This is a genomic window from Nocardia sp. NPDC005978, assembly GCF_040614455.1.
In the GTDB taxonomy this organism is placed as follows: domain Bacteria; phylum Actinomycetota; class Actinomycetes; order Mycobacteriales; family Mycobacteriaceae; genus Nocardia.
On sequence record NZ_JBEXUS010000031.1, the window covers coordinates 54,840 to 80,799 of the forward strand.

Below are 25,960 nucleotides of genomic sequence, written 5' to 3' on the forward strand. Positions count from 1 at the left end.
GGTCGACCTTCCTTCGGCCCCGGTTGGCCTGGGGTGTTGTCCTGCTCAGTCCTCGTCTGTCACCAAGCATATGTTTCATATGTGACTGATGAGGTTTCTTTGCTACGGCGAGGTTATCGGTCGAGCGCCCATCAAAGCGGTACCGACACGCACGCACGTCGATCCGTGACGGATCGCAGCCTCCAAGTCACCCGACATACCCGCGGACAGGTCTCTGGCCTCGGGATGTGTGCTCAAAAGTGAGGTGTGCAGACGGGCGAGTCGCTCGAACGCGCGGTCCGGCTCGAGATCCAGCGGCGGGATCGCCATCAGGCCCGCGAGCTGGAGATATGCCGATTTTTCGACCTGATCGGCCAGGGCGCGCATGCGCGTGTCGGAAACTCCGCCCCGCTTGGGGTCTTCGTCCAGACTCACCTGCAGCAGCACCCGCAGCGGCGCGGTCCGCTCCCCCGCGTCCAGGGCGGCCCCCGCACCCGCGTCCAGGGCACTCGCCAGCCGGTCGCTGTCGACCGAATAGACCGTATCCGCCCAGCGTGCGACCGATTTCGCCTTGTTCCGCTGCAACCGCCCGATGAACTCCCAGCGCACGCCGGACAATTCACTCAATTCGACAACCTTGGCCGCGGCCTCCTGCTCGCGCGATTCACCGAACTCGCGCAGGCCCAACCCATAGAGGATCTCGATATCCGAGGCCGGGTGGAACTTGGTCACCGGCAGCAGTCGCACCGTGTCCCGATCGCGCCCGGCGGCACGGCAGGCTGCGTCGATGCGCTCGGTCAGCGCCGTCAGCGCGGTCGCCAGGGCGGCGGCGCGAGCACCCGCGGAGGTGATCTGCGCCTCGTCGGAACCGATTGCGGCCGCTGAGTTCTCGATCATTCCGCGATCCCCTCCGATGACATCCAAATCACACCCGCCAGTCGGCCGGTCGGCGCGCCGCGACGGTGGCTGAACAGGGTCTTGTCCTCGATGGTGCAGCGCGGGTCCACCGCGACCCCGCCCACCCCGGCCGCCTCCAGCTGGCGCCGGATGCCCGCCCGCAGATCCAGGCCGGGGGTGCCGCGCACGGTCGTGGTGGCGCTGCCGGGCAGGCGCGACTCCACGTCCGCGCGCATGGCCGCGGGCACCTCGTACTGCCTGCCGCTGGCGGCCGGGCCCAGGAACGCGCCGATGCGCCCGGGCTCGGCGCCCAGGGACACCATGGCCTCGAGCACGAGCGGCACGATGCCGATGCGCGCGCCGATCCGGCCCGCGTGCACGGCGGCGATGACACCGGCCTCGTCGTCCGAGAGCAGGATGGGCACGCAGTCCGCGGTCAGCACCACCAGCGCCAGATCGCGGCGGGTGGTCACCAGCGCATCGGTGGCAGGCACGGGCTCGGCCCGCGGGCCGTCCACGATCTCCACGTTCCGGCCGTGGATCTGTTCCATCCACACCAGCTGCTCCGGCGCCAGGCCGATGTTCTCGGCGAGGCGAACTCGATTGCGGCGCACGGCCTCCGGATCGTCCCCGACGTGATCGCCGAGGTTGAACGAGTCGTACGGGGCGGCGGAGACACCGCCGGTCCGGGTGGTCGTCACTCGTCTGGTCCGAAAGAGCGGTGCTGCCGAAGTCATGTCGTCGAGCCTAGTGGCCAATTCCCCGCAACCCATCTCGTGACCGGGTGTCCATCGCCACCCCTAGCTCGACGTGTCGGTGTAGTGGTTCAGATCCACCTCGACGGCCGCGCAGTCCGGGCCGAATCGCAGGTACACCGTGTCCGAGGTGTGCACGACGGTCCCGAGACCTTCGACCGCGTGGTGGTCGAGCGGGAGCCGCACCCGCAGTTCGTCGTTGTGGATCGAGCTGTCCAGCCGCACCGGCACCGGGAGCGGGATGCTCGCGCGCGCCCACTGCACCGGGACCGGTTCGCGGACGGTGCGGGTGCCGCTGCGCGTGTTCGAGAGCTTGCTCTCGGTCTCGGTGAACGTCATGGCGATCGGACGCCCGTCCACCAGGACCCGGAACTCCGAGGCGTCCGATCCGCGCTCCAGTTCGACACGGCGGCCCCGGAATTCGATCTCGTCATCTCGCACAGGCGCCAGGTTAGCGAGAAGGGCGGCGTTCGACCACGCGATATCGGCCCGGCGCGGGCGCGTCCGCCGGAAAGTCCCGCGCGTTCGGGTGGCCGAAAGCCCGCAGCCCGCACCGGGATCGACCCGGTGCGGGCTGCGGGGAACGCCGTGTACGGCCCGGACAGTCGGAATCCGGGCCGGGTTGTCACTGCCTGCGCATGAACGACGGAACGTCCACGTCGTCGTCGTCCGAGGGCAGGATGTGGTCGCGAGGATTGGCGTTGATCGTGGGATCGATCGCCGGTCGCGGCGCGTCGTAGGACGGCGCCGGGCCGCGCGAGGAGACCGGGGCCGGCGCCGGGGCGACCGGGGCGACAACGGGTTCGGGGCGGGGCGCGGGCGGTTCGGGTGTGCGCGCGGTGTATTCGCTCGCCCGGGGCGCGGCCACCTCTCCGGCGCTGGCGCGGCCGAAGGAGGACGTCGTGGTGCCGGTGCGGCCCACCGCGGGTTCGATGCGCCGGGCCGGGCCGCTGCCGTCGAAGCCCGCCGCGATCACCGTGACCCGGACCTCGTCACCGAGCGAATCGTCGATGACCGTACCGAAGATGATGTTCGCTTCGATGTGCGCGGCCTCCTGCACCAGCGAGGCCGCCTCGTTGATCTCGAACAGGCCGAGGTCCGACCCGCCGGCGATCGAGAGCAGCACGCCGTGCGCGCCGTCCATGGACGCCTCGAGCAGGGGTGAATTGATCGCCGCCTCGGCGGCTTTCACCGAGCGTCCCTCCCCCCGCGCCGAGCCGATGCCCATCAGGGCGCTGCCCGCACCGGACATGACGGACTTGACGTCCGCGAAGTCGACGTTGATCAGGCCCGGGGTGGTGATCAGGTCGGTGATGCCCTGAACACCGTTGAGCAGCACCTCGTCCGCGGAGCGGAAGGCGTCCATCAGGCTGACCGCCGCGTCGCCGAGCTGCAGCAGCCGGTCGTTGGGGATGACGATGAGGGTGTCGCAGGACTCGCGCAGCGCCTGGATGCCGGCTTCGGCCTGGTTGCTGCGGCGCTTGCCCTCGAAGGAGAAGGGCCGGGTGACCACACCGATGGTGAGCGCGCCGAGCTTGCGGGCGATCTGGGCCACCACGGGGGCGCCGCCGGTGCCGGTGCCGCCGCCCTCGCCCGCGGTCACGAAGACCATGTCGGCGCCCTTGAGCACCTCTTCGATCTCGTCCTTGTGGTCCTCGGCGGCCTTGCGGCCGACCTCGGGATCGGCTCCGGCGCCCAGACCTCGGGTCAGCTCGCGGCCGACGTCGAGCTTGACGTCCGCGTCGCTCATGAGCAGCGCCTGCGCGTCGGTGTTGACCGCGATGAACTCGACTCCCTTGAGTCCCTGTTCGATCATTCGGTTGACGGCATTCACGCCGCCGCCGCCGATACCGACGACCTTGATCACCGCAAGGTAGTTGTGCGGGGGCGTCATGGGCTCTCGCCTTCCTTAGATCCAAAAAGCTTGTCGTCTAACAGATGCTCGCCGTACGCCGGGCCGATAGTTTCGGGACGATAAACCCTCAACCATAGCTCGAGCCTTATGTCAAGTATCCGACTGGGCCGAAACGGTATTCGCAGCCAGCGCATTACGTGCGCAGGCGCGCCGCAACGAGTAGCAGAATCTTGGTTGATCCACCTCGTCCGACCCACTTCGCATCGTATCGTGGACGGTTGCCCTCCGGTGCCGAGATCGCCGGGGGCGAGCTGTGGCCGAGCCTGTCCGGCGTCAAACACCGGGCGGCCCAAGGGGTATCGCTCACTTTACCGTGACCAGATTGGGACTCGAAATATCGAACACCTTGCCGGGCTGGGTGAGCAGGGGGCCGACCACCGCTGCCTTGCGCTGTCCGTCACTCGTCCCACCCCACAGCACGGTACGCCCATCGCGCAACTCCAGAGCAATATCCGAAACCGAACGGGCCACAACCTCTCCCGTTTGCAGTCGCAGATCCCCCGGCATCGCGGCCACCACGGCCACCGCGGCCCGGGTCAGCGGGTCCGCGCCACCCGCGGTGGCGGTCACCAGTTTCGGGGCGCCGGGCGGCGGCGGCTCGATCGCGAACTCCACGCCGTCCCCGTCGAGCAGGTGGGTGCCGTCCGGGGCGTCGAAGTACAGCACGGCGACGCGTTCGACCACCGTGACCCGCACGCTGGACGGGAAAACCCGTTGGACGCGGGCGGATCGGACCTTGGGCAGCTTCGCGATCCGCTCGGCCATGACGGTGGTGTCGATCCGCATCATGGATCGACCGTCCGGTACCTCCAGGGCCGAAAGCACTTCCGCTTCCGATACCGCCGAGAGTCCGTCCACCCGCACGGTGCGCACCGAGAGCACGGGGGTGAACCAGGCGGTCAGTCCGAGCGCGAGCAGCAGCACGAAACCCACTGCGACGCCGATGCGCAACGGCCGCGACCGCCACGCCCCCGACAGCGCCGGACCGGACGATCCGGTGCGCCGCGCGCGTGTCCGGCCCTCACGCCCGCGATGCAGCCGGGCCCGGCGGGCCGCCGACTCCCCGGCGGTGTCCGCCTCGTCGTACGCGTCGTCCCCGGCCCGGTCCTGGGCCGCCGAATCGTCGTCCGTTCCCCCGCCCGAGTGCACGCCCGCTCACCGACCGTGTGCCGGCCGGGCGCGCAGCCCGTCGAGGATCTGCCCGCCCAGCATGGTCACATCGCCGGCGCCCATGGTGATCACGACGTCGCCGGGCCGGGCCAGACCGGCCACCTGCTTGCCGACACGTGACATATCGGGCTGGTAGTGCACGGGTTTGGTGACCGAGTTCGCCACCAGGGCGCCGTTCACCCCGGGCAGCGGCTCCTCGCGCGCACCGTACACATCGAGCACGACCACCTCGTCCGCGAGCGACAGGGCGGTGCCGAACTCCGTCGCGAAAGTGGCGGTCCGACTGTACAAATGCGGCTGGAAGACCACGATGACCCGGCCCGGGCGCGAGCGCGCGCCGTCGCGGGCCTCCTGCGCCACCAGTTCGGCCGCGGCGCTGAGCACCGCGCGGACCTCGGTCGGATGATGCGCGTAATCGTCGAAGACGCGCACGCCGTGCTCGCGGCCGGTCAGCTGGAAACGCCGGTGCACCCCGCCGAAACCCTCCAGGCCCTGGATGATCTCGGCGATGTCCGCGCCCGCGGCCAGGGCGGCCAGCAGCGCGCCCAGGGCGTTGAGCGCCATATGCCTGCCCGGCACCGACAGCCGCAGCGTGCGCGGGGTTGTCTCGTGGGCGAGCTGGAACACCGCGACGCCGCCGACGTCCCGGGGTTCGAACGACAGCAGTCGCGCACCGACCGGTACGTCCGGATCCGCCGTCTCGCTCGGATCGGCCGAACCGTAACCGATGATCTCGATGCCGCGCGGATCGTCCGCCAGGCGGACCACCGAGCGCCGCGCCAGCCCCAGCGAACCCGGATCGTCCAGGCACACCACCAGCCGGCCGCCCGGTTCCAGGCGATCCACGAAATCGTCGAAGACCTGGGTGTAGGCCTCGTCGGTGCCGAAGTAGTCCAGGTGATCGGATTCGATATTGGTCACCACCGCCACATCGGGGGCGTACTGCAGCAGCGAGCCGTCGCTCTCGTCGGCCTCGGCCACGAAGATGCCGCCGGTGCCGTGATGGGCGTTGGTGCCCGATTCGTTCAGTTCCCCGCCGACCGCGAAGGACGGATCCGCACCGCAGTGCTGCAGCGCCACCACCAGCATGGAGGTCGTCGAGGTCTTGCCGTGCGTGCCCGACACCAGCAGGGTCTTGTGGCCCTGCATCAGCGCGGCCAGCACCGCCGGCCGCAGCAGCACCGGCACCCCGCGCCGATGCGCCTCCACCAGTTCGGGATTGGTCTTGGGAATGGCCGCGAAGGTGGTCACCACCGCCGACGGACCGCCGGGCAGCAGATCCAGCGCACCGGCGTCGTGCCCGATGCGCACCTGCGCCCCGCGCGCCCGCAGCGCCAGCACGCCCCGGCTCTCCTTGGCGTCCGACCCCGAGACCGCGCCGCCGCGCGAGAGCAGGATCCGGGCGATGCCGGACATGCCCGCACCGCCGATCCCGATCATGTGCACCCGCTGCAGCAGCTCGGGTAGGTCACTCGCCCGTGTCATACCCGCTGTGCCCGCGCCCTGTCCGGCGTCCACACCCTGTCCGCTACCCGCTACCTCAGCCACGACCTGCCACCTCCACCACGATCCGCGCTCCCGCGACGATTGTGCCACCGCCGGCCCGGATCATCGGCCGCGTGGTGCCGTCCGCGGCCGCACCCGCCGAGAGCGCGTGCTGCGCACTCACCTCGAATCTCCCCGTTCTCTCGCGTGTTTCATGGGATAGCTGGGCTCCCAGGCCCGGGTGCTGCGCCACGATTCGGTGGAGCGGCTGCTGCGGCGGGCCGAATCCGAGTCCACCGCGCGATTGGCTCTGGGGTCCGCGGCCCGGCCCCGGCCGCTGGGCGGCAGGGCGCGGCGCGCGGGCGCGGCCTTCATGCCGCCCTTGGGCTTCGCGCCGGACTTGGGTTTGGGCTTGGGTTTGCCGGCCTTGGCCTTGGCCCGCGCCCGTGCGGCCTGCGCCCGTGCGGGGGAATACATTTCGGGGATCGGCAGCCGCAGCATCCGGCTGACCCGGCCGTCCTGCCCGGCGTGCAGCGCCGCCACCGCCTCGGGCTCGTGCCGGGCGGCGTTGGCGATGATGCCGAACATGAACAGCGTGATGGCGAGCGAGGAGCCGCCCGCGGACACCAGCGGCAGCTGCAGACCGGTCACCGGCAGCAGGCCGACCACGTAGCCGACGTTGATCAGCGCCTGCCCGGTGATCCAGGTGGTCGCCGAGGCCGCCAGCAGGCGCAGGAACGGATCCATCGAGCGCGTCGCGATGCGCAGGCCGGTGTAGACGAAGAGCGCGAAAAGCCCGAGCACCAGCGCACATCCGAGGAAGCCGAGCTCCTCGCCGATGATCGCGAAGATGAAGTCGTTGTGCGCGTTGGGCAGATAGCTCCACTTGGCGCGCGACTGCCCCAGCCCGCGACCCCAGATCCCGCCGTCCGCCAGCGAATACAGCGCCTGGCGGGCCTGATAGCCGATGCCCTGCGGGTCGTCGCCGGGATTGAAGAACGCGCGCATGCGATCCGAGCGGTAGCCCGCCGACAGCGCCAGGATGCCCGCGGCCACCGCGCCCGAGACCGCGATGGTGACGAACATGCGCAGCGGCAGCCCGCCGAACCACAGCAGCGAGGACAGCACGATGCCCAGCGCGATCGTGGTGGACAGGTTGGGTTCGAGCACCACCAGGAAGCACACCAGCAGACCGGCCGGCACCAGGGGCATGAGAATGTCCTTGTACCCGGCCTTTTCGGTCTGGCGCGAGGCCAGCAGATGCGAACCCCACACCACCAGCGTCACCTTGGCGATCTCCGAGGGCTGCACCGAGACCACGCCGAGGTCGAACCAGCGCCGCGAACCCTGCACCTCGGTGCCGATGCCCGGAATCAGCACCAGCACCAGCAGCACCACCGAGAGCGCGAACACCGGGAACGACAGCTGACGCATGAGCCGCATGGGAATTCGCAGCGCGATGTAGAACAGCACCGCGCCGAACGCCGCCAGCACCGCCTGCTGGATGAACAGCGAATACGCCGATTTGCCAACGGCATAGGACTCCACGCTGGAGGCCGAGAGCACCATGACCAGACCGAGCACGGTCAGCAGCAGGGCGATCGTGACCACCAGGTGGAACGAGGCGAGCGGGCGGGCCAGCCAGGCGGCGAACCAGGCGGTCCTGGTTCGCCGGGCCGGGGCCGGCTTGTCGGCACGCGGCAGCGGCTTGTCACCCGTCCGCCGCGACGCCGTCATTCCGTTCTCCCGATGTCCTTCTCGTCCAGGGCCTGCACCGCGGCGGCGAAACTCCGTCCGCGATGGGTGTAGTCGGCGAACATATCCAGTGAAGCCGCGGCCGGAGCCAGCAGCACGACGTCGCCGCGGGTGGCGTAACCGGCGGCCACCCGGACCGCACGAGCCATCACCGCTTCGGGCTCGATTTCGGTGAAGGCGTCACCCATTCCTGCATCGTCCCCCGAATTCAGCTCCACAACCGGGACATCCGGCGCGTGTCGCGCCAGCGCGGCCGCGATCACGGGCGCGTCGACGCCGAAAACCACGGCGGCCACGAGGTGCTCGCGCACCTCTTCCACCAGATCCTCCACGCCCGCGCCCTTGAGCTGACCGCCGGCGACCCAGATCACCGACTGGTGCGCCAGGATCGAGGAGCGCGCGGCGTGCGGATTGGTGGCCTTGGAATCGTCCACGAATTCCACACCGCACAACTCGCGCACGAAGGCCGCGCGGTGCGGGCCCACCTTGTGCTCCTGCAGGCCCTCCTTCACGAACTGCGGGGCCACGTCGATGCTTCGGGTGAGCGCGGCCGCGGCGAGCGCGTCGGCGATGCCGGCGGGGCCCTGCGGGCTGATGTCCGCGGTCTCGGCCAGGATCGCGGCCTTGGTGAAGGCGCGATCGAGCAGCTTGCCGTCCACCACGCCGAGCTCGCCGTCGGCCGGAACGCCGATGCGGAAGCCGACGGTGCGGCGCGCCTTGGACTTTCGGGCCAGCGCCGCGGCGACCTGATCGTCGAGGCCGACCACGCCCACGCGCCCGGTCAGCGCGCGCGCCTTGGCCGCGGCGTACGCGTCCAGGCCGCCGTGCCAATCCAGGTGATCCTCGGCCACATTGAGCACCACGCCGGCCTCGGGCCGGACCGAGGGCGCCCAATGCAGTTGGAACGAGGACAGTTCCACCGCGAGCACCTGCGGACCCGGGCTGCGCCGCAGCGCGTCCAGGATGGGCAGGCCGATATTGCCGCACGCCACACTGGGAATGCCCGCCGAGCGCAGGATCGAGTGCGTCATCTGGGTGGTGGTGGTCTTGCCGTTGGTGCCGGTGATCACCAGCCATTTGCGCACCGGGCCGTAGATGCGGGCCTGATCGACCCACCACGCGAACTCGACGTCGCCCCAGACCGGAATGCCCTCGGTGACAGCGGAAACCAGCACCGGGGAATCGGGCCGCCAGCCCGGGCTGGTGATCACCAGCGCGAAGCGTTGCAGCGCATCGGGTTCGAGCAGATCCGCGGGCGTCGCGGTCTCCAGGCCGAGTTCGGCCGCCTCGGCGAGCGCCTTGCCGCCGCCGTCGGTCACCACCGGGCGGGCGCCGATGTCCTGCAGCGGCTCGACCAGCGAGCGCCCGGACACCCCCCACCCGGCGACGAGAACGTCACGGCCGCGCAGAAATTCGAGCATGGGCCCGGGCGAACGCAGGACCCGGGGATTGTGCTGGGAATGCTGTGAATGCTCAACCATCAGTTCACCCGACCGCAGAAAGGTAATCGCTGTAGAACAGGCCAAGGCCGACGGCCGACGCGATGCCGGCCAACAACCAGAACCGTATGATCACCGTCGTTTCGGCCCAGCCGCTCAACTCGAAGTGGTGATGGAACGGAGCCATCTTGAACAGTCGGTTACGCGTGGTGCGGAACACCGCCACCTGCAGGATGACCGAGGCCGCCTCGGCCACGAACAGCGCGCCGATCACGATCATCAGCAGCTCGGTGCGGGTGGTGACGGACAGGCCCGCCAGCAGACCGCCCAGCGCGAGGGAACCGGTGTCGCCCATGAAGATCTTGGCGGGCGCGGCGTTCCACCACAGGAAGCCGATACAGGCCGCGCCGCCCGCGGCGCAGACCAGCGCCAGATCCAGCGGATCGCGCACGTTGTAGCAGCCCGCCTCCGGATGGGTGGAGCACGCGTTGCGCCACTGCCAGAAGGTGATGATCATGTACGCGCCCAGCACCAGCGACATCGAACCCGCCGCCAGCCCGTCCAGGCCGTCGGTCAGGTTGACCGCGTTGGACCAGGCGACCACGACCAGGGCCACGAAGAACAGGAACACGACCACGCTCATCGACACCGTGGTGATGTCGCGGGTGTAGGACAGGTGCCTGCTGGCCGGGGTCAAACCGTTGGCGCCCTTGAACTGCAGCGCCAGCACGCCGAACACGACCGCCGAGGTCAGCTGGCCGATGTACTTGCCGGCCGCGGTGAGCCCGAGGTTGCGCTGCTTGCGCAGCTTGATCAGATCGTCCAGGAAGCCGACCAGGCCGAGCGCCGTGGCCAGGCCCATCACCAGCAGACCCGAGGCCGAGGGGCCGGGTTCGCCGTAGCTCATCGAAATCAGGTGCGAGCCCAGGTAACCGGCCCACATGCCGACGATGATGGCCACGCCGCCCATGGTGGGGGTGCCGCGCTTGGCCTTGTGGCTCTCCGGGCCGTCGACCCGGATCTCCTGGCCGAAGCCCTGTTTCGCGAAATAGCGGATGACGACCGGGGTCAGCAGGATGGAGACGCCGAGGGCGATGGCCGCCGACAACAGAATCTGGGTCACTGCACGGCCTCCCGACCGGCGGGAGCGGCCAGCAGGTGTTCGGCCACCGTCCAGAGCCCCACGGACTTGGACGCCTTCACCAGCACCACATCGCCTGCCTCGAGCTCATCGTCCAACAGTGCGATCGCGGCGTCGAGGTCGGGCACCAGCACCGACTCCTCGCCCCACGACCCTTCCATGACCGCGCCCTGATGCATGCCGTGCGAGGGGCGGCCGGTGCCGACCACGATGAGCCGGTCCACGTCCAGGCGCACCACCAGGCGGCCGATGCGATCGTGTTCGATGACCGAATCATCGCCCAGCTCACCCATTTCGCCGAGCACGGCCCAGCTGCGGCGGCGGCCGATCTCGCGGCCCTGCCCGTCGGCGCCGCCCGCACGGGACATGGTGACCAGCGCCTTGAGCGCGGCCCGCACCGAGTCGGGATTGGCGTTGTAGGAGTCGTTGATGACGGTGACGCCGTCGGCGCGGGTGCGCACGTCCATGCGCCGCACCGAGGCGGCGTTCGCACCGGCGAGCGCGGCGGCCACGGTCGCCAGATCCGCGCCCTGATCCAGGGCCACGGCGGCCGCGGAGAGCGCGTTGCCGACCTGGTGTTCCCCGTGCACCGCGAGCTCGACCGGAATCGATCCGCCCCCGGCGTGCAGGGTGAAGCGCGCCCGGGCCCGATCGTCCATGTGCACGTCGGTGGCGCGGATGTCGGCGTTCGAGTTCAGGCCGACGGTGACTACGCGCGCAGCGGTCCGGGCGGCCATCTTGGCGACGAGGTGGTCATCGAGATTGAGCACGGCCAGACCGGAGGACGGAAGCGCTTCCACCAGTTCGCCTTTGGTCTGCGCGATCACCTCCTGGCTGCCGAACTCGCCCAGGTGCGCGGTGCCGATGTTCAGCACCACGCCGGCGTTGGGCGGGGCGATCTCGGTCAGGTGCCTGATGTGCCCGGGGCCGCGCGCGGACAGCTCGAGCACCAGGAAGCGGGTGCTCGCGTCGGCGCGCAGGGCCGTCCAGGGGTGCCCGAGTTCGTTGTTGAACGACCCGGGCGGGGCCACCACGGCGCCCAGCGGGGCCAGCACGGCCGCCAGCAGATCCTTGGTGGAGGTCTTGCCGGAGGAACCGGTCACCCCGACCACGGTCAGGCCGCCGGCCGCCACCAGACGGTCCACGCTCGCGCGGGCCAGCTTGCCCAGTGCCTCGAGCACCGCGGCGCCCGAGCCGTCGGCGTCGTGCGCCAGCGCGATCGCGCGGCTCGCGTGCGGTCGCGGCGCGACCACCACCGCGGGCGCGCCCACCGGCCGGGCCGCCAGTACCGCTACCGCGCCCTGGGCCACCGCCTTGGCCGCGAAATCGTGGCCATCGGCGCGCTCACCCGGCAGCGCCAGAAACAGGTCACCGGAACCAATTGCGCGCGAATCGAATTCGACCGCTCCGGTGACCTTCGCTTCGGGGTCGGGAACATCGTGCAGCGTGCCGCCCACGATGTCCGCGATCTCCCGCAAAGTCATCTCGATCATGAATGCGTCAGATCCCTCGTCTTTCGCGACAAGGCCACCGCGAGCACCTCACGGTCGTCGAACGGATACTTCACTCCCGAAATCTCCTGCCCTGTCTCATGTCCCTTGCCCGCGATCAGCACCACATCGCCCGCACTCGCCCAGTCGACGACGGCGGTGATCGCGTCGGCCCGGTCCCCGACTTCCCGGACCTGCCCGCGTTCTGCCGCCGGAACCGCCTCGGCTCCGTCACGGACCGCGGCGCGAATGACCGCCGGATCCTCACCGCGGGGATTGTCGTCGGTGATGATGAGCAGATCGGCGCCGCGCGCCCCGGCCGCGCCCATGAGGGGGCGCTTGCCGGCATCGCGATCACCGCCCGCGCCGACCACCACCGCGAGCCGTCCACCGCCCTGCTCGGCGAGCAACGCGCGCAGCGTCGCCACCACCGATTCGATGGCCGCGGGCTTGTGCGCGTAGTCGACCACGGCCAGGAACCCCTGACCGCGATCCACCCGCTGCATGCGCCCGGGCACATCCACCTCACCCAGCGCACGCGCCGCGGTCGCCGGATCGGCGCCCGCCGCGGTGCACACGGCCAGCGCGAGCAGGCCGTTGGCGATGTTGTACGCGCCCGGAAGCCGCAGGCGCACATCCATGTTCGCGCCCGGACCGGACGCGGCGAACTCCTGGGTCCCGGCCGCGCCGGGCCGGGCCGCGCTCGCGACCCAGTCGGCGGGCACGCCGGGCCGGGTGGCCACGGTGATCAGCTCCCGATCACCGGTCGCGGCGGCGGCCACGGCGATGTCGCCGGCCAGCCGCACGCCCCACTCGTCATCGACGCAGACCACCGATCGAGCCGCGGGCACCACCGCCGATCCGTCCAGCACGAACAGCCGGCGCTTGGCGGCGAAGTAATCCTCGAAGCCGGCGTGGAAATCCAGGTGATCCTGGGACAGGTTGGTGAACGCGCCGACCGCGAACTCCACCCCGTCCACCCGGCCCAGCGCCAGCGCGTGGCTCGAGACCTCCATGACCACCGCCTGTACCCCGCGCTCGACCATGACCGCGAACATCGCGTGCAGCTGCGGGGCCTCGGGGGTGGTCAGCGCCGAGGGCACCCGATCCCCGCCGATGCGGGTCTCGATCGTGCCGATGAGCGCGGTACGCAGACCGGCGGCCGCCAGGCCCGCCTCCACCAGGTACGACGTGGTCGTCTTACCGGAGGTGCCGGTGATACCGACGATGCGCAGGGTGCGGGACGGGTCCCCGTACAGGGCCGAGGACAACTCGCCGAGAATCGACCGCGGCGCGTCGTGCACCAGCACCGGCACGTCGATCTCGCCGATGAGCTCGGCTCCGGCCGGATCGGTGAGGATCGCGACCGCGCCCTGTTCCACCGCCGCCCGGGCGAAACGCGCGCCGTGCGCGTGCGCACCGGCCAGACCGGCGAACAGATCACCCGGCAGCACCGCGTTCGACCGCTGCTCGATACCGGTGACCCCCACCTGCGCCGGCACCTCGGCCGCACCCGCCGGGCGCGCGCCCGTCAGTTCCGCCACCGCCCGTAAGGAGGTGACGGGGGGCGTGCTGGGCCGAAGCACCTGCGGCGGAATCGAACTTCCGCTGCGCGGCTCCATCGAATCTCCGCGACGCGGATCCGATTGCGCGGGCACGAAGCTCCTCTCCGGGACTCTGGTCATTGGTTAGAAATCCGGCATCGAGACTCGACTGCGAGCCTCCGCATTCATCCGGATCGACGTGTCAGGTTACCTGTGTTGGATCACCGGGCGATCGGCACGGCGGAGTTCGGTCACCCACCGCCGCGCACACCGACCGTGCCGAACGTGCCGCCCATCGATTTCCGCGCTAACTCGCCTGCAGAACCAGCGGTTCGACCGGTGGCGACGGGGGGACGCGATCGCGCTGCAACGCCCACGAGGCGATGCTGTGGAACAGCGGCGCGACCGAACCGCCGCCGCTGCCGTCGGAGCTGCGCACCGGCGCGTCCAGCATCATGCCGATCACGTAGCGCGGATTGTCGGCCGGAGCCATCCCCGCGAAGGTGATCCAGTAGCGGTCCGTGGAATAGCAGCGGCACTTCTGATCGATCTGCTGCGCGGTGCCGGTCTTGCCCGCCACCTGATAGCCCTCGATGGCCGCCGGGCCGCCGGTACCGGTCTGCACCCCGCGCGGATCGCGCTGCACCACCGACTGGAACATGCGGCGCAGCGTCGCGGCGGTCTCCGGGCTCACCACCTTGACGCTCTCGGGCTGCTCCTCTTCGATGCGCTCGCCGTTCGGGGCGATACGCGCCTTGACGATGCGCGGCGGAATCCGCACCCCGTCGTTGGCGATGGCCTGGTACATGGCCGCCATCTGCAGCGTCGTCATCGAAAGACCCTGTCCGATGGGCAGGTTCGCGAAGGTCGAGCCGGACCACTGATCGCGCGCGGGCACCACGCCCGCGCTCTCGCCGGGCAGGCCGACCCCCGTGCGCTGGCCCAGGCCGAACTTCTTGAGCAGATCGAAATAGCGGTCCTCGCCGACGCGCTGGGCCAGCATCAGCGTGCCCACGTTCGAGGACTTACCGAAGATGCCGGTGGTCGTGTAGGGCGCGACGCCGTGATCCCACGCGTCGTGCACGGTAACGCCGCCGGTGAAGATGCTGCCGGGCACCTGGTGCACCTCGTCGGGGGTGGTCAGGCCGTATTCGATGGCGGCGGCCGCGGTCACGATCTTGTTGACCGAGCCGGGCTCGTACACCTCCTGCACGGTCGGGTTGCCCAGGTCCGAGGTGGACCAATACTTGGACCCCAGTGCGGGATTGAAGGTGTTGTCGTTCGCCATGGCCAGCACCTGACCGGTGTGCGCGTCCAGCACCACTGCCGAGGCCGCCTGCGCGCCGGAGTTCTCCTTGGCCTGCTGCACCTGCTGCTGCACGTAGTACTGCAGATCCTGATCCAGGGTCAGTTCCACGCCGTAGCCGTTCACCGCGGGCTGCTGATCACGCCACGAACCCGGGATGACCGCGCCGTCCGAGCCGCGGTCGTAGGTCATCGAACCGTCCGACCCGGCCAGGATGGCGTCCATCGCGGACTCGAGGCCGATCTGCCCGTGCCCGTCCCAGCCGGTCGCGCCGATCACGTTGGCGGCCAGCGACCCACCCGGGTACTCGCGCATGTCCTGCCGCTCGGTGCCGACCTCGGGGAACTTCAGGCTGATGTCGGCGGCGATGCGCGGATCGACGTTGCGCACCAGGTAGGTCCAGGGCTCGTCGCTCTGCAGCAGCGCCAGCATGTCCTTCTCCGGGGCGGCGATGCCGAGCTTCTCGTGGATGTACTTCGCGATCGCCTTCATCCGGTCGTCCGGATCGGGCTTGGTCGAATCCTTGGCGTGCGCGTCGGCCAGGTCCTTGCGCACCCGCACCGGCTGGAAGGTGAGCGCCTTGGCCGCGATCGTGAAGGCCAGCGAATGCCCGTAGCGATCGGTGATGGGACCGCGGGTCGCCGGATCGGGCAGTTTCACCGTGCGCTGGCTGGCGGCCTCGGCCGAGAGCTCGGGCGCGGAAAAGCTCTGCACCCAGAGCAATTGGATGGCCGAGACCAGCAGCGCGATGAGCATGACCAGCCTGCCGACGCCGAAGCGGAACCGGGTGGAGGTGTCCATGACCGAGGGGTTGCGCGGGCGCGGACGACGGCCCGGTCCGGAACCGGCACGGCCGGAGCCGGTTCGGTTTCGGGCGGCGGCCGACCGCGCACGCGGGGAATCCGAGCGGCTCCGGCCGTCACGACCGGCGCGGGAAGGGCTCATCGAGGCGCGCCGTTCGGCGCGGCCTGCAGCGACGGGACCTGAGCGCCCGGAAGCTGCGGGGCCTGCGCCGGAGCGGGCGCTGTCGTCGGTGGTTTGGCGGTGGTGGTCACCGGCACCAGGCGCTCACCGGCGCCGGGAGCCGACACCGAACGCGGCGGCTGGGCCGCGGCCACGGGCGGCGTCGTGTTCAGCGGGGCGGCCGGATTGCCCTGTGCGGGAACCGGATCGCCGACCACCGTCACCTCGCCGTTCGGGCCGATCAGCAGGCGCGCGGGATCCTTGGCCGGGATCATGCCCAGCTGCGCGGCGCGCGCCGCCAGCTCGGGTGCGGAATCGGCGGCCTCGACCTCGCGCTGCAGCGCCGCCCGCTCGTCGGAGAGCTGCTCGTTCACCCGGCGCGCGTCGCCGAGCTGATAGCTGCCCTCGGTGGCGCGGGTGGTGAGCAGCAGCGTCAGAGCCAGACCGCAGCCCAGCAGCGCGATGATGCTGGCCACGAAGGACATCCGGCCGCGCGGGGCGGGCCCGCCGGTCCGGCGCAGCAGCTGCGGCAGCTCGGCCCGGGCGCGACTGCGCCGGCGCGCGTAGGCGCGCTGTGCCGCACCCGATTTCACCTGCTCCGCCGCCTGCGCCCGCCGGGCCCCCCGGCCCGCGGACTGCGTCCTGATCGTCATAGCCCGGCCCCGTTCCACGCCGGGCCGGCGTGCCACCTCCAGTAATGCCCGGTTCGCCGCCGCATTCGAATCTGCCCCCGCGTGGTGACGCTCCGCTCCCGCCTCATTGCCCTGCCTCCCCTGCGATTCGTTCCGCGGCCCGCATGCGCACCGGGGTGGCACGCGGGTTCTGCTCGATCTCCTGCTCGGTGGCCTTCTCCGCGCCCCGGGTCAGAATCTTGAATTCCGGTCCCATACCTGGCAGTTCATAGGGCAGGTCCAGGGGCGTACGCGAGACCGACCGCTTGGTCAGCGCCGCCTTCACCACCCGGTCCTCGAGCGACTGGTAGCTCATGATGACGATCCGGCCGCCCGGCGCCAGCGCGTCCAGCGCCGCGGGCACGGCCAGTTCGAGGGATTCGAGTTCGCGATTGACCTCCACCCGCAGCGCCTGGAAGGTGCGCTTGGCAGGGTGACCGCCGGTGCGGCGGGTGGCGGCGGGGATGGTGTCGTAGAGCAGTTCGACCAGCGCGGCGCTGGTGGTGAAGGGGGTGCGCTGGCGGCGGCGCAGGACCTCGGAGGCGATCTTGCCGGCGAATCGCTCCTCGCCGTACACCTTCAGGACCCGCGCCAGATCACCGTGGGAGTAGGTGTTGAGCACATCGGCGGCGGTGGGCCCGGTGGTCGGGTCCATCCGCATGTCCAGGGGCGCGTCGATGGAGTAGGCGAAACCGCGGTCCGCCTCGTCCAGCTGCATGGAGGACACGCCCAGGTCCATGAGGATCGCGTGCACCGACCCGCGCGGGGACAGGCCCGCCTCGTCGAGTGCGTCGGCGATGCCGTCGTATCTGGTGTGCACCAGGGTGATTCGGTCCTGGAACGGGCTGAGCCGCTCGCCCGCCAGCTTCAGGGCGTTGGTATCGCGATCGAGACCGACCAGCCGGATGTCCGGGTAGGTGCGCAGGAAGTGTTCGGCGTGGCCGCCGAGGCCGAGCGTGCAGTCGACGTACACCGCGCCGGGACCGCCCGATTCCAATGCGGGACCGAGGATTTCGTCGGCGCGATCGAGGAGGACCGGAACATGGCGGGGACCGTCACTGTCTCGGTGCACCTTCGACCTCCCGGATCCTGCCTCACATTCGTCGCACGGCCACGTATGGGTCGCTCGCGATTCGGACTGCACTGAACTACCCAGTTGTGAATCATTCAGTCGCACTGAGATGCGGCTCGGTTGGCACCGAAAGCTCCAGTGTCGGTGACCAATGCCCCGTGGTCTCTGACCGAACCCGGCACCTGGCGTTGGGGAAGTACGTCAGGGTCCGCGTCGGGCAGAGGCCGCAGGGCACTCGCCTCGCTGTGGGCTAGAAGATCCCGCCCAGCGACTCGTCTCCAGCCTGCGAGTAATCCTCCTCGTGTTCGGCGAGGTAGGACTCCCACGCCGCCTTGTCCCAAATTTCGAGAAAGTCGACCGAGCCGATCACCACGCAATCCTTGGTCAGACTGGCGTAGCGGCGGTGCTCGGCCGACAGAACGATCCGGCCCTGAGCGTCCGGGCGCTGTTCATCGGTGGAGGCTGCCAGGTTTCGGACGAACGCCCGGGCCTGCGGATTGCTCCGCGACGCGGCCGCGGCTCGCCGCGCAAGCGCGGTGAACTCGTCCTTCGGATATACGGCAAGGCTGTGGTCCTGTCCCTTCGTGACCATCAACCCTCCCGCCAGCTCGTCACGGAACTTCGCAGGCAACGTGAGTCGCCCTTTATCGTCCAGTCGAGGGGTATAGGTACCGAGAAACAAATCCCGCCACCTCCTACCGGATCACCTCTCGACTGTTGGCCTCCTGTAGTGCGCGCTCCACATTACCCCACTTTCCCCCACTTTCAATCGAAAGCGGCGGTGATCTCGGTCCCCGCTTGGCGAACTTCGCAGGTCACACCAGCTATCACGCGGGTGGGGAACTTTCGCCCCTGTTCCCCCGACACGCGCGGCACGCCTCGGCCGCGACCCGACAACAGCCAGCAAACCCGCAGATAGCGCCCATTTCCGACGTGGGTGGGGCGCGGTGGGGACATCCGGTGGGGGGAGGTGGGGAATCTCGGCGGCAGTCCGACACGCCATGCACAACTCACGAGAAACGCCGTGACGCCACACCTCAAATCGGTGTGGCGCCACGGCGTGTCGCACTTGCTTCAGTTACAGCGAATCGATCCGCTCCGATGACAACGGAGCGGATCGCTCAGTTGTCCTGTTCGAACCGGCGACGGAACCGGTCCTCCATTCGTGACGAGAATCCGCCCTGCTTGCGCGGCCGGCCGCGGCCGCCGCCGGGACCGGGCCCGGCCGCGGGGTGCTGCTCGTCGCCGCGCGCACCCTGGGAGTTCATCCCAGGGCCACCTGTCAGCAACAGCACTCCCGCGCCGAACATCACAATGAAGCCGATCAAGCTGATGATCGGGAAGTCGCCCAGCTTCACGGGCGCGGCTATGCCTGCCACGAGTAAGAACAGACCGAGGACGAACAAAGCCGCCGATTGGAGTCTGCGTCGGCCGGTAGCGGAACGTAGGCGTCCACCCCGAACCGTCGAGGCGAACTTGGGGTCCTCAGCATAGAGCGCGCTCTCGATTTGTTCGAGCATGCGCTGCTCGTGCTCGGAGAGTGGCACGGTACCTCCCCCGGCACTAGGTGGTGGCGGTCGCCTCCGGGTAAGCGACAGATAGCCGGCGTTGGCGGCTGTCTGCCCCAATAATACGAGTTCGATCAGCGAGCTACCACCTACTCGCCGGAACTCAGGCCAGCATTCCCGCAACCCATCCCGTACTGGGACGCAAACGAGACGTAGAAGCTAGCAGATCTTCCACGTCGTGCAGGAATGCGCCTACCCGCGAAGCGAACTCATCGGCCCGCGAATCGTCCACCTCACGCGGCAGACCGGCCTCGAGCGCCGCGCGCGTCTCGGACTGACCCGTGAAGTAGTCGGCCCACATGACGAACTCGGGCGCGGCCTTCTGCATGAGCACCCACGCGTTGCGGGAACGGGCCCGCGGCGCGCGATCGGCGCCCGTCAGCGCGAGCACCGCGCCCGCGCCGCGCAGTGCGGCCAGGTAGGCGGTGCGAAACCGTTCGGTCGGATCGTGTTCACCCGCGGCCTCCATGAGCAGGCCGTCGGCCCGCCGGAGCAGCTCACCGGCACGGCCGGGATGACGCGGGCGTTCAGTTGTACCGGACATCGGGCACCTCCCCACTCGCAATACCCCGCCTCGCCGGGTACCTCTTCCGAAGCAGATGAGCCACCACGAAGATCGAACAGGTATTCGAAGGTTTCAATTGTGACTGAATATAGAGACACCCACCGACAAGTTCCGGAAATCGACCCCGCGAGAGGGTATGGAATCGCGGACGCCGCGCGATCGGCACTATCGTCGAACCCGTCCGTGTCACCGCCCGCCCCGCCGAACCCCGAGCCTTCCCCTCGCCGAGTCGCTCCGCCTCGCCGAAACCCGCCCCCGCCCCCGCCGAGGCACTGCCCGCCTCGCCGAAACCCACCGTCACCCCCGCGAAGTCACCGTCCCTCGCCGAATCCCACCGTCGCCAACGAGAGCCGCGCCTGCCCGATGACCGCCGTCACCCCCAACACCACGCCCGCACCCGTCGTCGTCGATCTGTCGGCGGCGACCCTGCGCGCCCGGCTGCACGACGCCCTCGCGGTGTACGTCGCGGCGATGGACTATCCGCGCGGCACCGAGCATCAGCGCGCGCCGATGTGGACCGAGCACACCACCCGGCCCGGCTGGCAGTCCGTGGCCGCGGTGCTGCCCGACGACGACGGGCGGCTCGACCTGCGCACCGCGCCCATCGTGGCCATCGCGTACGGGTATCACGGTGCGCCGCACCAGTGGTGGCACCAGCAGGTGTACAGCGGTATGCGCCGCACGGGCTGGCCCGAACACGCGGCGCGGGAACTGCTCGCGGACTACTTCGAACTCACCGAGCTGCACGTGCACCCGGCCGCGCAGGGGCGCGGGATCGGGGAGATCCTGCTCACCCGGCTGCTGCAGAACCGGCCCGAACGCAGCGTGCTGCTGTCCACCCCGGAGGTGGATCACGAGGCCAACCGGGCCTGGAAGCTGTATCGGCGGCAGGGTTTCGGCGATGTGGTGCGGCGCTTCATCTTCGCCGGGGACACCCGGCAGTTCGCCGTGCTCGGGCGGCAGCTGCCGCTGTGAGCGTGGTGATCATCGGCTCGGGCCACAACGCGCTGGTCGCGGCCTGCTACCTGGCGCGCGACGGGCACGCGGTGGAGGTGCTCGAACGCGACACGGTGCTGGGCGGCGCGGTGTCCACGGTCGAGCGGTTCCCCGGGCACCTGGTCGATCGCGGGTCGTCCGCGCACATCATGATCCGGCACACCGGGATCATCGAGGAGCTCGAACTCGAACGGTTCGGGCTGCGGTACATCGACTGCGACCCTTGGGCTTTCGCGCCGGCGCCGCCCGGTTCGGACGCCCCGCCACTGGTGTTCCACCGCAATGTCGAAGCCACCTGCGCGTCCATCGCGGCCGCCTGCGGTGCGCGCGACGCGGCGGCGTACCGGGAATTCGTGCGGGTGTGGGGGCCGCGCACCGCGCGCGTCATGCGCTCGTTCGGCGGCGCGCCCACGCCCGGGCGGCTGTTGCGCTCGTTCTGGGGGCTTGACGCCCGGGGCGGCGGCAGCGCGCTCTCCCGCGAGTTCCTGCAGAGCGGAGACGCCCTGCTGGACAGCCTTTTCGACGACGAGCGGCTCCGGGCGGCGCTCGCCTGGTGGGGCGCCCAGTCCGGACCGCCCATGTCCGAGCCCGGGTCCGCGCCCATGGTCGGGTTCGCCGCGCTCATGCACACCCTGCCGCCCGGGCGCGCGGTCGGCGGCAGCGGCGCGCTCAGCGCGGCGCTGGTGGCGCGGCTGCGCGCCGACGGCGGGGTGGTCTCCCCCGGCGACGCCGCCGTCGCGCTGACCCGAGTGGGCAGCGGCTGGCTGGTGCGCACCGCGAGCGGGCGAGAAGTGCACGCGGACACCGTGATCGCGGGCAGCCACATCCTCACCACGCTGAACCTGCTGGAGCAGGGCGGTTTCGACGCCGAGACGCTGACGAACTGGCGGCGGCGCATCCGCGTCGGGCCCGGCATCGGCATGGTGGTCCGGGCCGCCGCCTCGGCGCTGCCCCGGTACGCGGGGGCCGAGCCGGCCGAATCCGCGCACGGGCTGCAGCTGCTCGTCACCGACCGCGCGCAGCTGCGCACCGCGCACGGGGCGGCCCTGGCCGGGGAGCTGCCCCCGCGCCCGGCGGTGCTCGCCATGAGTTTCAGCGCCCTCGATCCGAGCATCGCGCCCGCGGGCGAGCATCAACTGTCGCTGTGGGCGCAGTGGCACCCGTACGCGCTGGCCGACGGCAGTTCCTGGAGCGATCACGCCGACCGCGAGGGCGACCGCATCATCGCCGAAGTAGACTCCTACGCAACGGGTTTCGCCGATTCCGTGCTCCAGCGCCACGTGCAGACCCCGGTCGACCTCGAACGCGAGATGGGCCTGCTCGGCGGCAACGTGATGCACGTGGAGATGTCCCTGGACCAGATGTTCCTGTGGCGTCCCCTGCCCGAGCTCTCCGGCCACCGCGTCCCCGGCGCCCCCGGCCTCTACCTGACCGGCGCCTCCACGCACCCCGGCGGCGGCGTCTCCGGCGCCAGCGGCCGCAGCGCCGCGGCCCTGGTCCACCGCGACCTGCGCCGCCCGCGTTTCCGGCTGCCCCGCCGATGACCGACGCCGACCTACCGGATTTCCGGGCGACCTCGTACCCGGCGCATCCGGAGCGCGGCGAGCACGACCCCGTGAATCGGCGGCTCGACGGTGGCATCGGCCCGACCGCGGACCTGATCTGCGCTCCACACCGACTCACCGCGCACCCGCCCGGTACCCACGAAGCGGGCGCCGTGTACACACCGCGCCGCCGAGACCGTGCCCGATTCGGCCATCCGGGCCGGAGCACCGCGTGCTGAGCCGAAGAGCTGAGTCGGCGGGGGTGCTCGCGGTGGACCGGGCGACGTGGGTGGCGATCACGCCCGCGGTCCTGCTGGTCCTCGTGCAGATCTCGTACCCGCTGGTGCACGGGATCGCCCGGGACCGGGTCACGGTCGCGGTCGTGCTGTTGTCGGCGGGGACGGCGCTGGTGCACGCGGGGTTGACGCGCGGGGTGCGGTGGGCGGCGGGACTGCTGGTCATCGTGTCCGGGGCCGGGCTGCTCGCGGAGATCGCGGGGATCGCGACGGGGATCCCGTTCGGGTGCTACGAGTACGCGAGCGGGCGGCTCGGACCCGAGGTCGCGGGGGTGCCGCTGGTGGTGCCGCTGGCCTGGACCGGCGGGGTGTATCCGGTGTGGGTCGTGGCGGGGCTGCTGAATCCGGCGGGCCGGGTGCGGATTCCGCTGACCGCGCTCGGTGCGGTGGGCTGGGACCTGTTCCTGGATCCGCAGATGGTGGCCGACGGGCAGTGGACGTGGTGCTCGGATTTCCCGGGGCTGCCCGGACTCGGGGCGATTCCGTTCACGAACTACCTGGGCTGGTTCGCGGTCGGGCTGGTGATGGCCGGGCTGCTGCAGCGGTGGGATCGGACAGCGCCGGACAGCCGGGCCGCACTCGTCGTCCCGGTCGCGGTGTTCGGGTGGACCTGGCTGGGGTCGGCGCTGGCCCACGCCGTTTTCCTGGGTCTGCCGGTGTCCGCCGGCTACGGACTCGCCGGTATGGCGGTGCTCGGGATTCCACTCGTTCGCGGGCTGCTGGCCCGTCGAATCACACTGCGGCCCCTGGACCATGGCACGATGTGAGCCGTGCCGAGTCCGATCATCTCCACAGCAGACGACACGCTCGAACCCGAACTCGCGGCAGCCCCGCGAGCCTCGGCTCCCCGGCGGCGATCCCGCCGGTGGCTGCGAATATCGGCCGCCCTGCTGCTGGCCACGCTGGCCTTCGCGCTGACCGGCTGCCTGCGCGTGCAGGCGTCCATGGGCGTCTCGTCCAACGACCGGGTGTCCGGGCGCATCGTGGCCGCGGCCGTCCCGCAGAACGACAAGGACAAGGGACCGCAGCTGGTCGCCCCCGACGCGCTGTCCGGCAAGGTCCGCGTCGACCCGTACAGCCAGGACGGCTACGTCGGCTCGCAGGTGTACTTCGACGATCTCACCTTCGGTGAGGTGTCCCAGCTCGGCGCGCTCTCGGATCAGACGCAGGGCATGTTCAACCTGCAGTTCACCCGGGTCGGCGATCTGGTCACCCTGACCGGCCGGGTGGACCTGAAGAGCCTGCCGCCGCACGGCTCGGACGTGCAGTTCACCGTGGCCTTCCCGGCGCGCGTCGCCACCACCAACGGCACCCGCGAGGGCGATTCGAAGGTGGTCTGGAAGCTCTCCGCCGGTGAGGTGAACCAGCTGCGCGCCGAAGTCGGCTACGCCGACCCCAACACCCGCTCCTTCGCGGGCTGGGCGGGCATCGTCGGCGGCGTCACCCTCGCGGTGGCGGCCATGGTCGCGGTGCTGGCGTACATGAACCGGAACCCCGATCCGCCGGCGTTCGTGCGCGCGATGCGCTGGGTGCGCCCCGACCACGAACACCGGGTGTGATCGTGTCCCGCACCGGCGAGTTCGCGGTGCGGGCCGGGACTGCCCTCGCCCTGTTCGGGGCGGCGACCACGCTGCTCAATCGAATCACCGTGCGGCAGTTGCGCACCGCTCCCGCGCCCGTGGACGAGGTGGTCACCGTCTGCGTCCCCGCCCGGGACGAGGCGGACCGGCTGCCGCGGCTCATCGCGGATCTGCGTGCGCAGCGCGGTATCTCGGATCTGGGCGTGCTGATCCTGGACGACGCCTCCGCCGACGGCACCGAGGCGGCCGCGCTGGCGGCGATCGGTGACGACGAACGATTCACGGTGGTGCGCACCGATATCGCGCCGCCGCCCGGCTGGACCGGCAAGAACGCCGCCTGCGCGCGGCTGGCCGAACTGGCCGGGCAGGACTTCGGGATCCTGATCTTCCTGGACGCCGACGTGCGGCTGACCCCCGGCGCGCTGGCGGCGGCGGTCACCGAATTGCGGCGCGGGCGTGCGGGTCTGGTGTGCGCCTGGCCCCGGCAGGAGGCCGGATCGGCGCTGGAGCGCCTGGTGCAGCCGCTGCTGGCCTGGTCCTGGGCGGCGACCCTGCCGCTGCCGCTGGGCAATCGGAGCCTGCGGCCGAGCACCGCCGTGGCCTGCGGGCAGTTCCTGGTCTTCGACGCCGCGGCCTACGCCGGCATCGGCGGCCACGCCGCGGTGGCCGACCGGATCACCGAGGATCTCGCGCTCGCGCGGGTGCTGCGACGGGCCGGAACACGCACCGAACTCGTGGCGGGCGGGCAGGTGGCGCGGACCCGGATGTACCGGGGCGCACGCGAACTCGACGCCGGGTACACGCGCTGGCTGTGGTCGGCCTACGGCGGGGCCGCGGGCAGCGCCGCGATCGGGCTGTACACCGCACTCGCCTACTGGGGCCCGCCGCTGGCCGCGCTCCTGGGCCGGGGCCGAGTCCGCCGCGTGGGCCTGCTCGGCTACGCCGCGGCCGTCACCGGCCGCCTGCTCGCCAGATCCACCGAGACCGGCGGGCCGCCGACCCGTGCGGATGCCCTTACGGCGCTGGCACATCCGATCTCGGCGGCGGCCTATCTGGGCCTGTCCGCGCGTTCACACCTCGCGCACTCGCGCGGGCGGCTGTCCTGGAAGGGCCGCGCCCTCGGCGACGCGCACTGAACCTCGGCGACGCGCACTGAACCTCGGCGACGCGCGTCCGCCGCCCGGGACTACGGCACCGGGGTCAGGCCCACCGTCGGGAAGAAGAAGCACGAGTTCTCGCCGTTGCGCACCACGCCGAACATGGCGGCCAGCACCGTGCCCGAGCCGGTGTTCACCGGGACCGCCCGCACCCCGCCGCGCGGGAGCGCGCCCGCGAAGAACTGGGCGACCGCCTGCTCCACCATCGGGCGCAGTTCGAGCGGAACCTGTTCGGGGATCATGCCGTTGACGACCTGCGCGAGCGTGCCCATGGGCGCGAAGCCGCTGCGCCCGGTGTCGAGGTTCAGCCACACCACCTGCATGCCGGAGGTGTCGGCGCCGTCCGCGTTCACCCCGTAGGGGACGAACGCGTACATGGTCTGGCCGGTCTTGACGGCCGAGAGATCCAGTCCCGGAACGGCGATGGCCTGTTTCGGCCAGGGCCCGGGGATGGCGCCCGCGACGGCCGGGGCCAGGCCCAGGGTGGTGCCGGTCAGGCAGTAGGGCGCGGCCGTGGGGTACAGGAAGGGCTGAATGCCCAACTGCTGCAGGCCCTTCACGGTCTCGCCGTAGGCGGCGTCGACCGGGGACACGTCGGCCGGCGTGAGACCCCAGTCGTCGTTCTCCGTTGCGGCGGCGGCGATCCCGGTCACCGCGGCAACCCAGCCGTCG

General features: G+C 70.7%; 24 protein-coding genes. 5 read left to right on the plus strand and 19 right to left on the minus strand.

Annotation, left to right across the window (positions count from 1 at the left end; all coding sequences use genetic code 11):
* Positions 1-102: 102 nt before the first annotated feature.
* From ABZ319_RS16675 to ABZ319_RS16760, 18 genes are all read right to left on the minus strand, one after another.
* Positions 103-876, minus strand: coding sequence for a YggS family pyridoxal phosphate-dependent enzyme (locus tag ABZ319_RS16675; protein WP_354987280.1), 774 nt, complete (start codon positions 874-876; stop codon positions 103-105).
* Positions 873-1,613 (minus strand): peptidoglycan editing factor PgeF, encoded by a 741-nt coding sequence (pgeF, locus tag ABZ319_RS16680; protein ID WP_354987281.1) that lies wholly within the window; start codon positions 1,611-1,613, stop codon positions 873-875. The genes ABZ319_RS16675 and pgeF overlap by 4 nt, the downstream gene beginning before the upstream one ends.
* 63 nt (positions 1,614-1,676) lie before the next feature.
* Positions 1,677-2,072, minus strand: coding sequence for a hypothetical protein (locus ABZ319_RS16685; RefSeq protein WP_354987282.1), 396 nt, complete (start codon positions 2,070-2,072; stop codon positions 1,677-1,679).
* A gap of 184 nt (positions 2,073-2,256) precedes the next feature.
* The gene (gene ftsZ / locus ABZ319_RS16690) at positions 2,257-3,525 is read right to left on the minus strand and encodes a cell division protein FtsZ (protein WP_354987283.1); all 1,269 of its coding nucleotides are present in this window, start codon (positions 3,523-3,525) and stop codon (positions 2,257-2,259) included.
* A 324-nt stretch (positions 3,526-3,849) separates the two neighbouring features.
* Positions 3,850-4,695, minus strand: a complete 846-nt coding sequence (locus ABZ319_RS16695; RefSeq protein WP_354987284.1) for an FtsQ-type POTRA domain-containing protein — start codon at positions 4,693-4,695, stop codon at positions 3,850-3,852.
* A 6-nt stretch (positions 4,696-4,701) separates the two neighbouring features.
* The gene (gene murC, locus ABZ319_RS16700) at positions 4,702-6,201 is read right to left on the minus strand and encodes a UDP-N-acetylmuramate--L-alanine ligase (protein ID WP_354987306.1); all 1,500 of its coding nucleotides are present in this window, start codon (positions 6,199-6,201) and stop codon (positions 4,702-4,704) included.
* 55 nt (positions 6,202-6,256) lie between these two features.
* On the minus strand, positions 6,257-6,385 hold the full coding sequence (locus ABZ319_RS16705; protein ID WP_354987285.1) for a hypothetical protein: 129 nt from the start codon (positions 6,383-6,385) through the stop codon (positions 6,257-6,259).
* Positions 6,382-7,938: a putative lipid II flippase FtsW gene (gene ftsW, locus ABZ319_RS16710; protein WP_354987286.1), complete on the minus strand. Its 1,557-nt coding sequence runs from the start codon at positions 7,936-7,938 to the stop codon at positions 6,382-6,384. The genes ABZ319_RS16705 and ftsW overlap by 4 nt, the downstream gene beginning before the upstream one ends.
* Entirely contained in the window at positions 7,935-9,377 is a 1,443-nt protein-coding gene (murD, locus tag ABZ319_RS16715; protein ID WP_354987307.1) for a UDP-N-acetylmuramoyl-L-alanine--D-glutamate ligase, read from the minus strand. Before murD ends, ftsW begins: the two co-directional genes overlap by 4 nt.
* A 64-nt stretch (positions 9,378-9,441) precedes the next feature.
* On the minus strand, positions 9,442-10,518 hold the full coding sequence (gene mraY, locus ABZ319_RS16720; RefSeq protein WP_354987287.1) for a phospho-N-acetylmuramoyl-pentapeptide-transferase: 1,077 nt from the start codon (positions 10,516-10,518) through the stop codon (positions 9,442-9,444).
* Positions 10,515-12,029 carry a UDP-N-acetylmuramoyl-tripeptide--D-alanyl-D-alanine ligase gene (gene murF, locus ABZ319_RS16725; protein ID WP_354987288.1) on the minus strand — a complete coding sequence of 505 codons (1,515 nt, stop codon included), beginning with the start codon at positions 12,027-12,029 and terminating at the stop codon, positions 10,515-10,517. Before murF ends, mraY begins: the two co-directional genes overlap by 4 nt.
* Complete coding sequence (locus ABZ319_RS16730; RefSeq protein WP_354987289.1) at positions 12,026-13,648, minus strand: UDP-N-acetylmuramoyl-L-alanyl-D-glutamate--2,6-diaminopimelate ligase; 1,623 nt, start codon at positions 13,646-13,648, stop codon at positions 12,026-12,028. The genes murF and ABZ319_RS16730 overlap by 4 nt, the downstream gene beginning before the upstream one ends.
* A gap of 229 nt (positions 13,649-13,877) precedes the next feature.
* Positions 13,878-15,677: a penicillin-binding protein 2 gene (locus ABZ319_RS16735; RefSeq protein ID WP_354987290.1), complete on the minus strand. Its 1,800-nt coding sequence runs from the start codon at positions 15,675-15,677 to the stop codon at positions 13,878-13,880.
* A 140-nt stretch (positions 15,678-15,817) separates the two neighbouring features.
* On the minus strand, positions 15,818-16,492 hold the full coding sequence (locus ABZ319_RS16740) for a hypothetical protein (protein WP_354987291.1): 675 nt from the start codon (positions 16,490-16,492) through the stop codon (positions 15,818-15,820).
* Between the two features lie 103 nt (positions 16,493-16,595).
* Positions 16,596-17,582 (minus strand): 16S rRNA (cytosine(1402)-N(4))-methyltransferase RsmH, encoded by a 987-nt coding sequence (gene rsmH, locus ABZ319_RS16745; RefSeq protein WP_354987292.1) that lies wholly within the window; start codon positions 17,580-17,582, stop codon positions 16,596-16,598.
* Between the two features lie 250 nt (positions 17,583-17,832).
* Positions 17,833-18,264 carry a division/cell wall cluster transcriptional repressor MraZ gene (gene mraZ / locus ABZ319_RS16750; RefSeq protein WP_354987293.1) on the minus strand — a complete coding sequence of 144 codons (432 nt, stop codon included), beginning with the start codon at positions 18,262-18,264 and terminating at the stop codon, positions 17,833-17,835.
* Between the two features lie 439 nt (positions 18,265-18,703).
* Positions 18,704-19,129, minus strand: coding sequence for a DUF3040 domain-containing protein (locus tag ABZ319_RS16755; RefSeq protein ID WP_354987294.1), 426 nt, complete (start codon positions 19,127-19,129; stop codon positions 18,704-18,706).
* 124 nt (positions 19,130-19,253) lie between these two features.
* A complete protein-coding gene (locus tag ABZ319_RS16760) occupies positions 19,254-19,694 on the minus strand; it encodes an SAV_6107 family HEPN domain-containing protein (RefSeq protein WP_354987295.1) in 441 nt (146 codons plus the stop codon).
* Positions 19,695-20,078: 384 nt separating this feature from the next.
* On the opposite strand from ABZ319_RS16760, the gene ABZ319_RS16765 reads away from it, so the two are divergent.
* The 5 genes from ABZ319_RS16765 to ABZ319_RS16785 all read left to right on the plus strand — a co-directional run bounded on the left by ABZ319_RS16765 (position 20,079) and on the right by ABZ319_RS16785 (position 25,267).
* Complete coding sequence (locus tag ABZ319_RS16765) at positions 20,079-20,690, plus strand: N-acetyltransferase (protein ID WP_354987296.1); 612 nt, start codon at positions 20,079-20,081, stop codon at positions 20,688-20,690.
* Positions 20,687-22,255: an NAD(P)/FAD-dependent oxidoreductase gene (locus ABZ319_RS16770; protein WP_354987297.1), complete on the plus strand. Its 1,569-nt coding sequence runs from the start codon at positions 20,687-20,689 to the stop codon at positions 22,253-22,255. The genes ABZ319_RS16765 and ABZ319_RS16770 overlap by 4 nt, the downstream gene beginning before the upstream one ends.
* Before the next feature lie 289 nt (positions 22,256-22,544).
* Positions 22,545-23,318 carry a carotenoid biosynthesis protein gene (locus ABZ319_RS16775; RefSeq protein WP_354987308.1) on the plus strand — a complete coding sequence of 258 codons (774 nt, stop codon included), beginning with the start codon at positions 22,545-22,547 and terminating at the stop codon, positions 23,316-23,318.
* Between the two features lie 102 nt (positions 23,319-23,420).
* Positions 23,421-24,110 carry a DUF3153 domain-containing protein gene (locus ABZ319_RS16780; protein WP_354987309.1) on the plus strand — a complete coding sequence of 230 codons (690 nt, stop codon included), beginning with the start codon at positions 23,421-23,423 and terminating at the stop codon, positions 24,108-24,110.
* Positions 24,111-24,112: 2 nt separating this feature from the next.
* Positions 24,113-25,267 (plus strand): glycosyltransferase family 2 protein, encoded by a 1,155-nt coding sequence (locus ABZ319_RS16785; RefSeq protein WP_354987298.1) that lies wholly within the window; start codon positions 24,113-24,115, stop codon positions 25,265-25,267.
* 50 nt (positions 25,268-25,317) lie between these two features.
* Here ABZ319_RS16785 and ABZ319_RS16790 read toward each other — a convergent pair.
* On the minus strand, positions 25,318-25,960 hold a 643-nt coding region (locus ABZ319_RS16790), incomplete at its 5' end, for a hypothetical protein (RefSeq protein WP_354987299.1).

Bases quoted from the DNA above. Each gene is read 5' to 3' on its own strand.
- ABZ319_RS16675 (WP_354987280.1), bottom strand. From the start codon at position 876: ATGATCGAGAACTCAGCGGCCGCAATCGGTTCCGACGAGGCGCAGATC.
- ftsZ (WP_354987283.1), bottom strand. From the start codon at position 3,525: ATGACGCCCCCGCACAACTACCTTGCGGTGATCAAGGTCGTCGGTATC.
- ftsW (WP_354987286.1), bottom strand. From the start codon at position 7,938: ATGACGGCGTCGCGGCGGACGGGTGACAAGCCGCTGCCGCGTGCCGAC.
- ABZ319_RS16740 (WP_354987291.1), bottom strand. From the start codon at position 16,492: ATGACGATCAGGACGCAGTCCGCGGGCCGGGGGGCCCGGCGGGCGCAG.
- murC (WP_354987306.1), bottom strand. From the start codon at position 6,201: ATGACACGGGCGAGTGACCTACCCGAGCTGCTGCAGCGGGTGCACATG.
- ABZ319_RS16765 (WP_354987296.1), top strand. From the start codon at position 20,079: ATGACCGCCGTCACCCCCAACACCACGCCCGCACCCGTCGTCGTCGAT.
- murF (WP_354987288.1), bottom strand. From the start codon at position 12,029: ATGATCGAGATGACTTTGCGGGAGATCGCGGACATCGTGGGCGGCACG.
- ABZ319_RS16760 (WP_354987295.1), bottom strand. From the start codon at position 19,694: ATGTCCGGTACAACTGAACGCCCGCGTCATCCCGGCCGTGCCGGTGAG.
- pgeF (WP_354987281.1), bottom strand. From the start codon at position 1,613: ATGACTTCGGCAGCACCGCTCTTTCGGACCAGACGAGTGACGACCACC.
- ABZ319_RS16735 (WP_354987290.1), bottom strand. From the start codon at position 15,677: ATGGACACCTCCACCCGGTTCCGCTTCGGCGTCGGCAGGCTGGTCATG.
- ABZ319_RS16730 (WP_354987289.1), bottom strand. From the start codon at position 13,648: ATGGAGCCGCGCAGCGGAAGTTCGATTCCGCCGCAGGTGCTTCGGCCC.
- murD (WP_354987307.1), bottom strand. From the start codon at position 9,377: ATGCTCGAATTTCTGCGCGGCCGTGACGTTCTCGTCGCCGGGTGGGGG.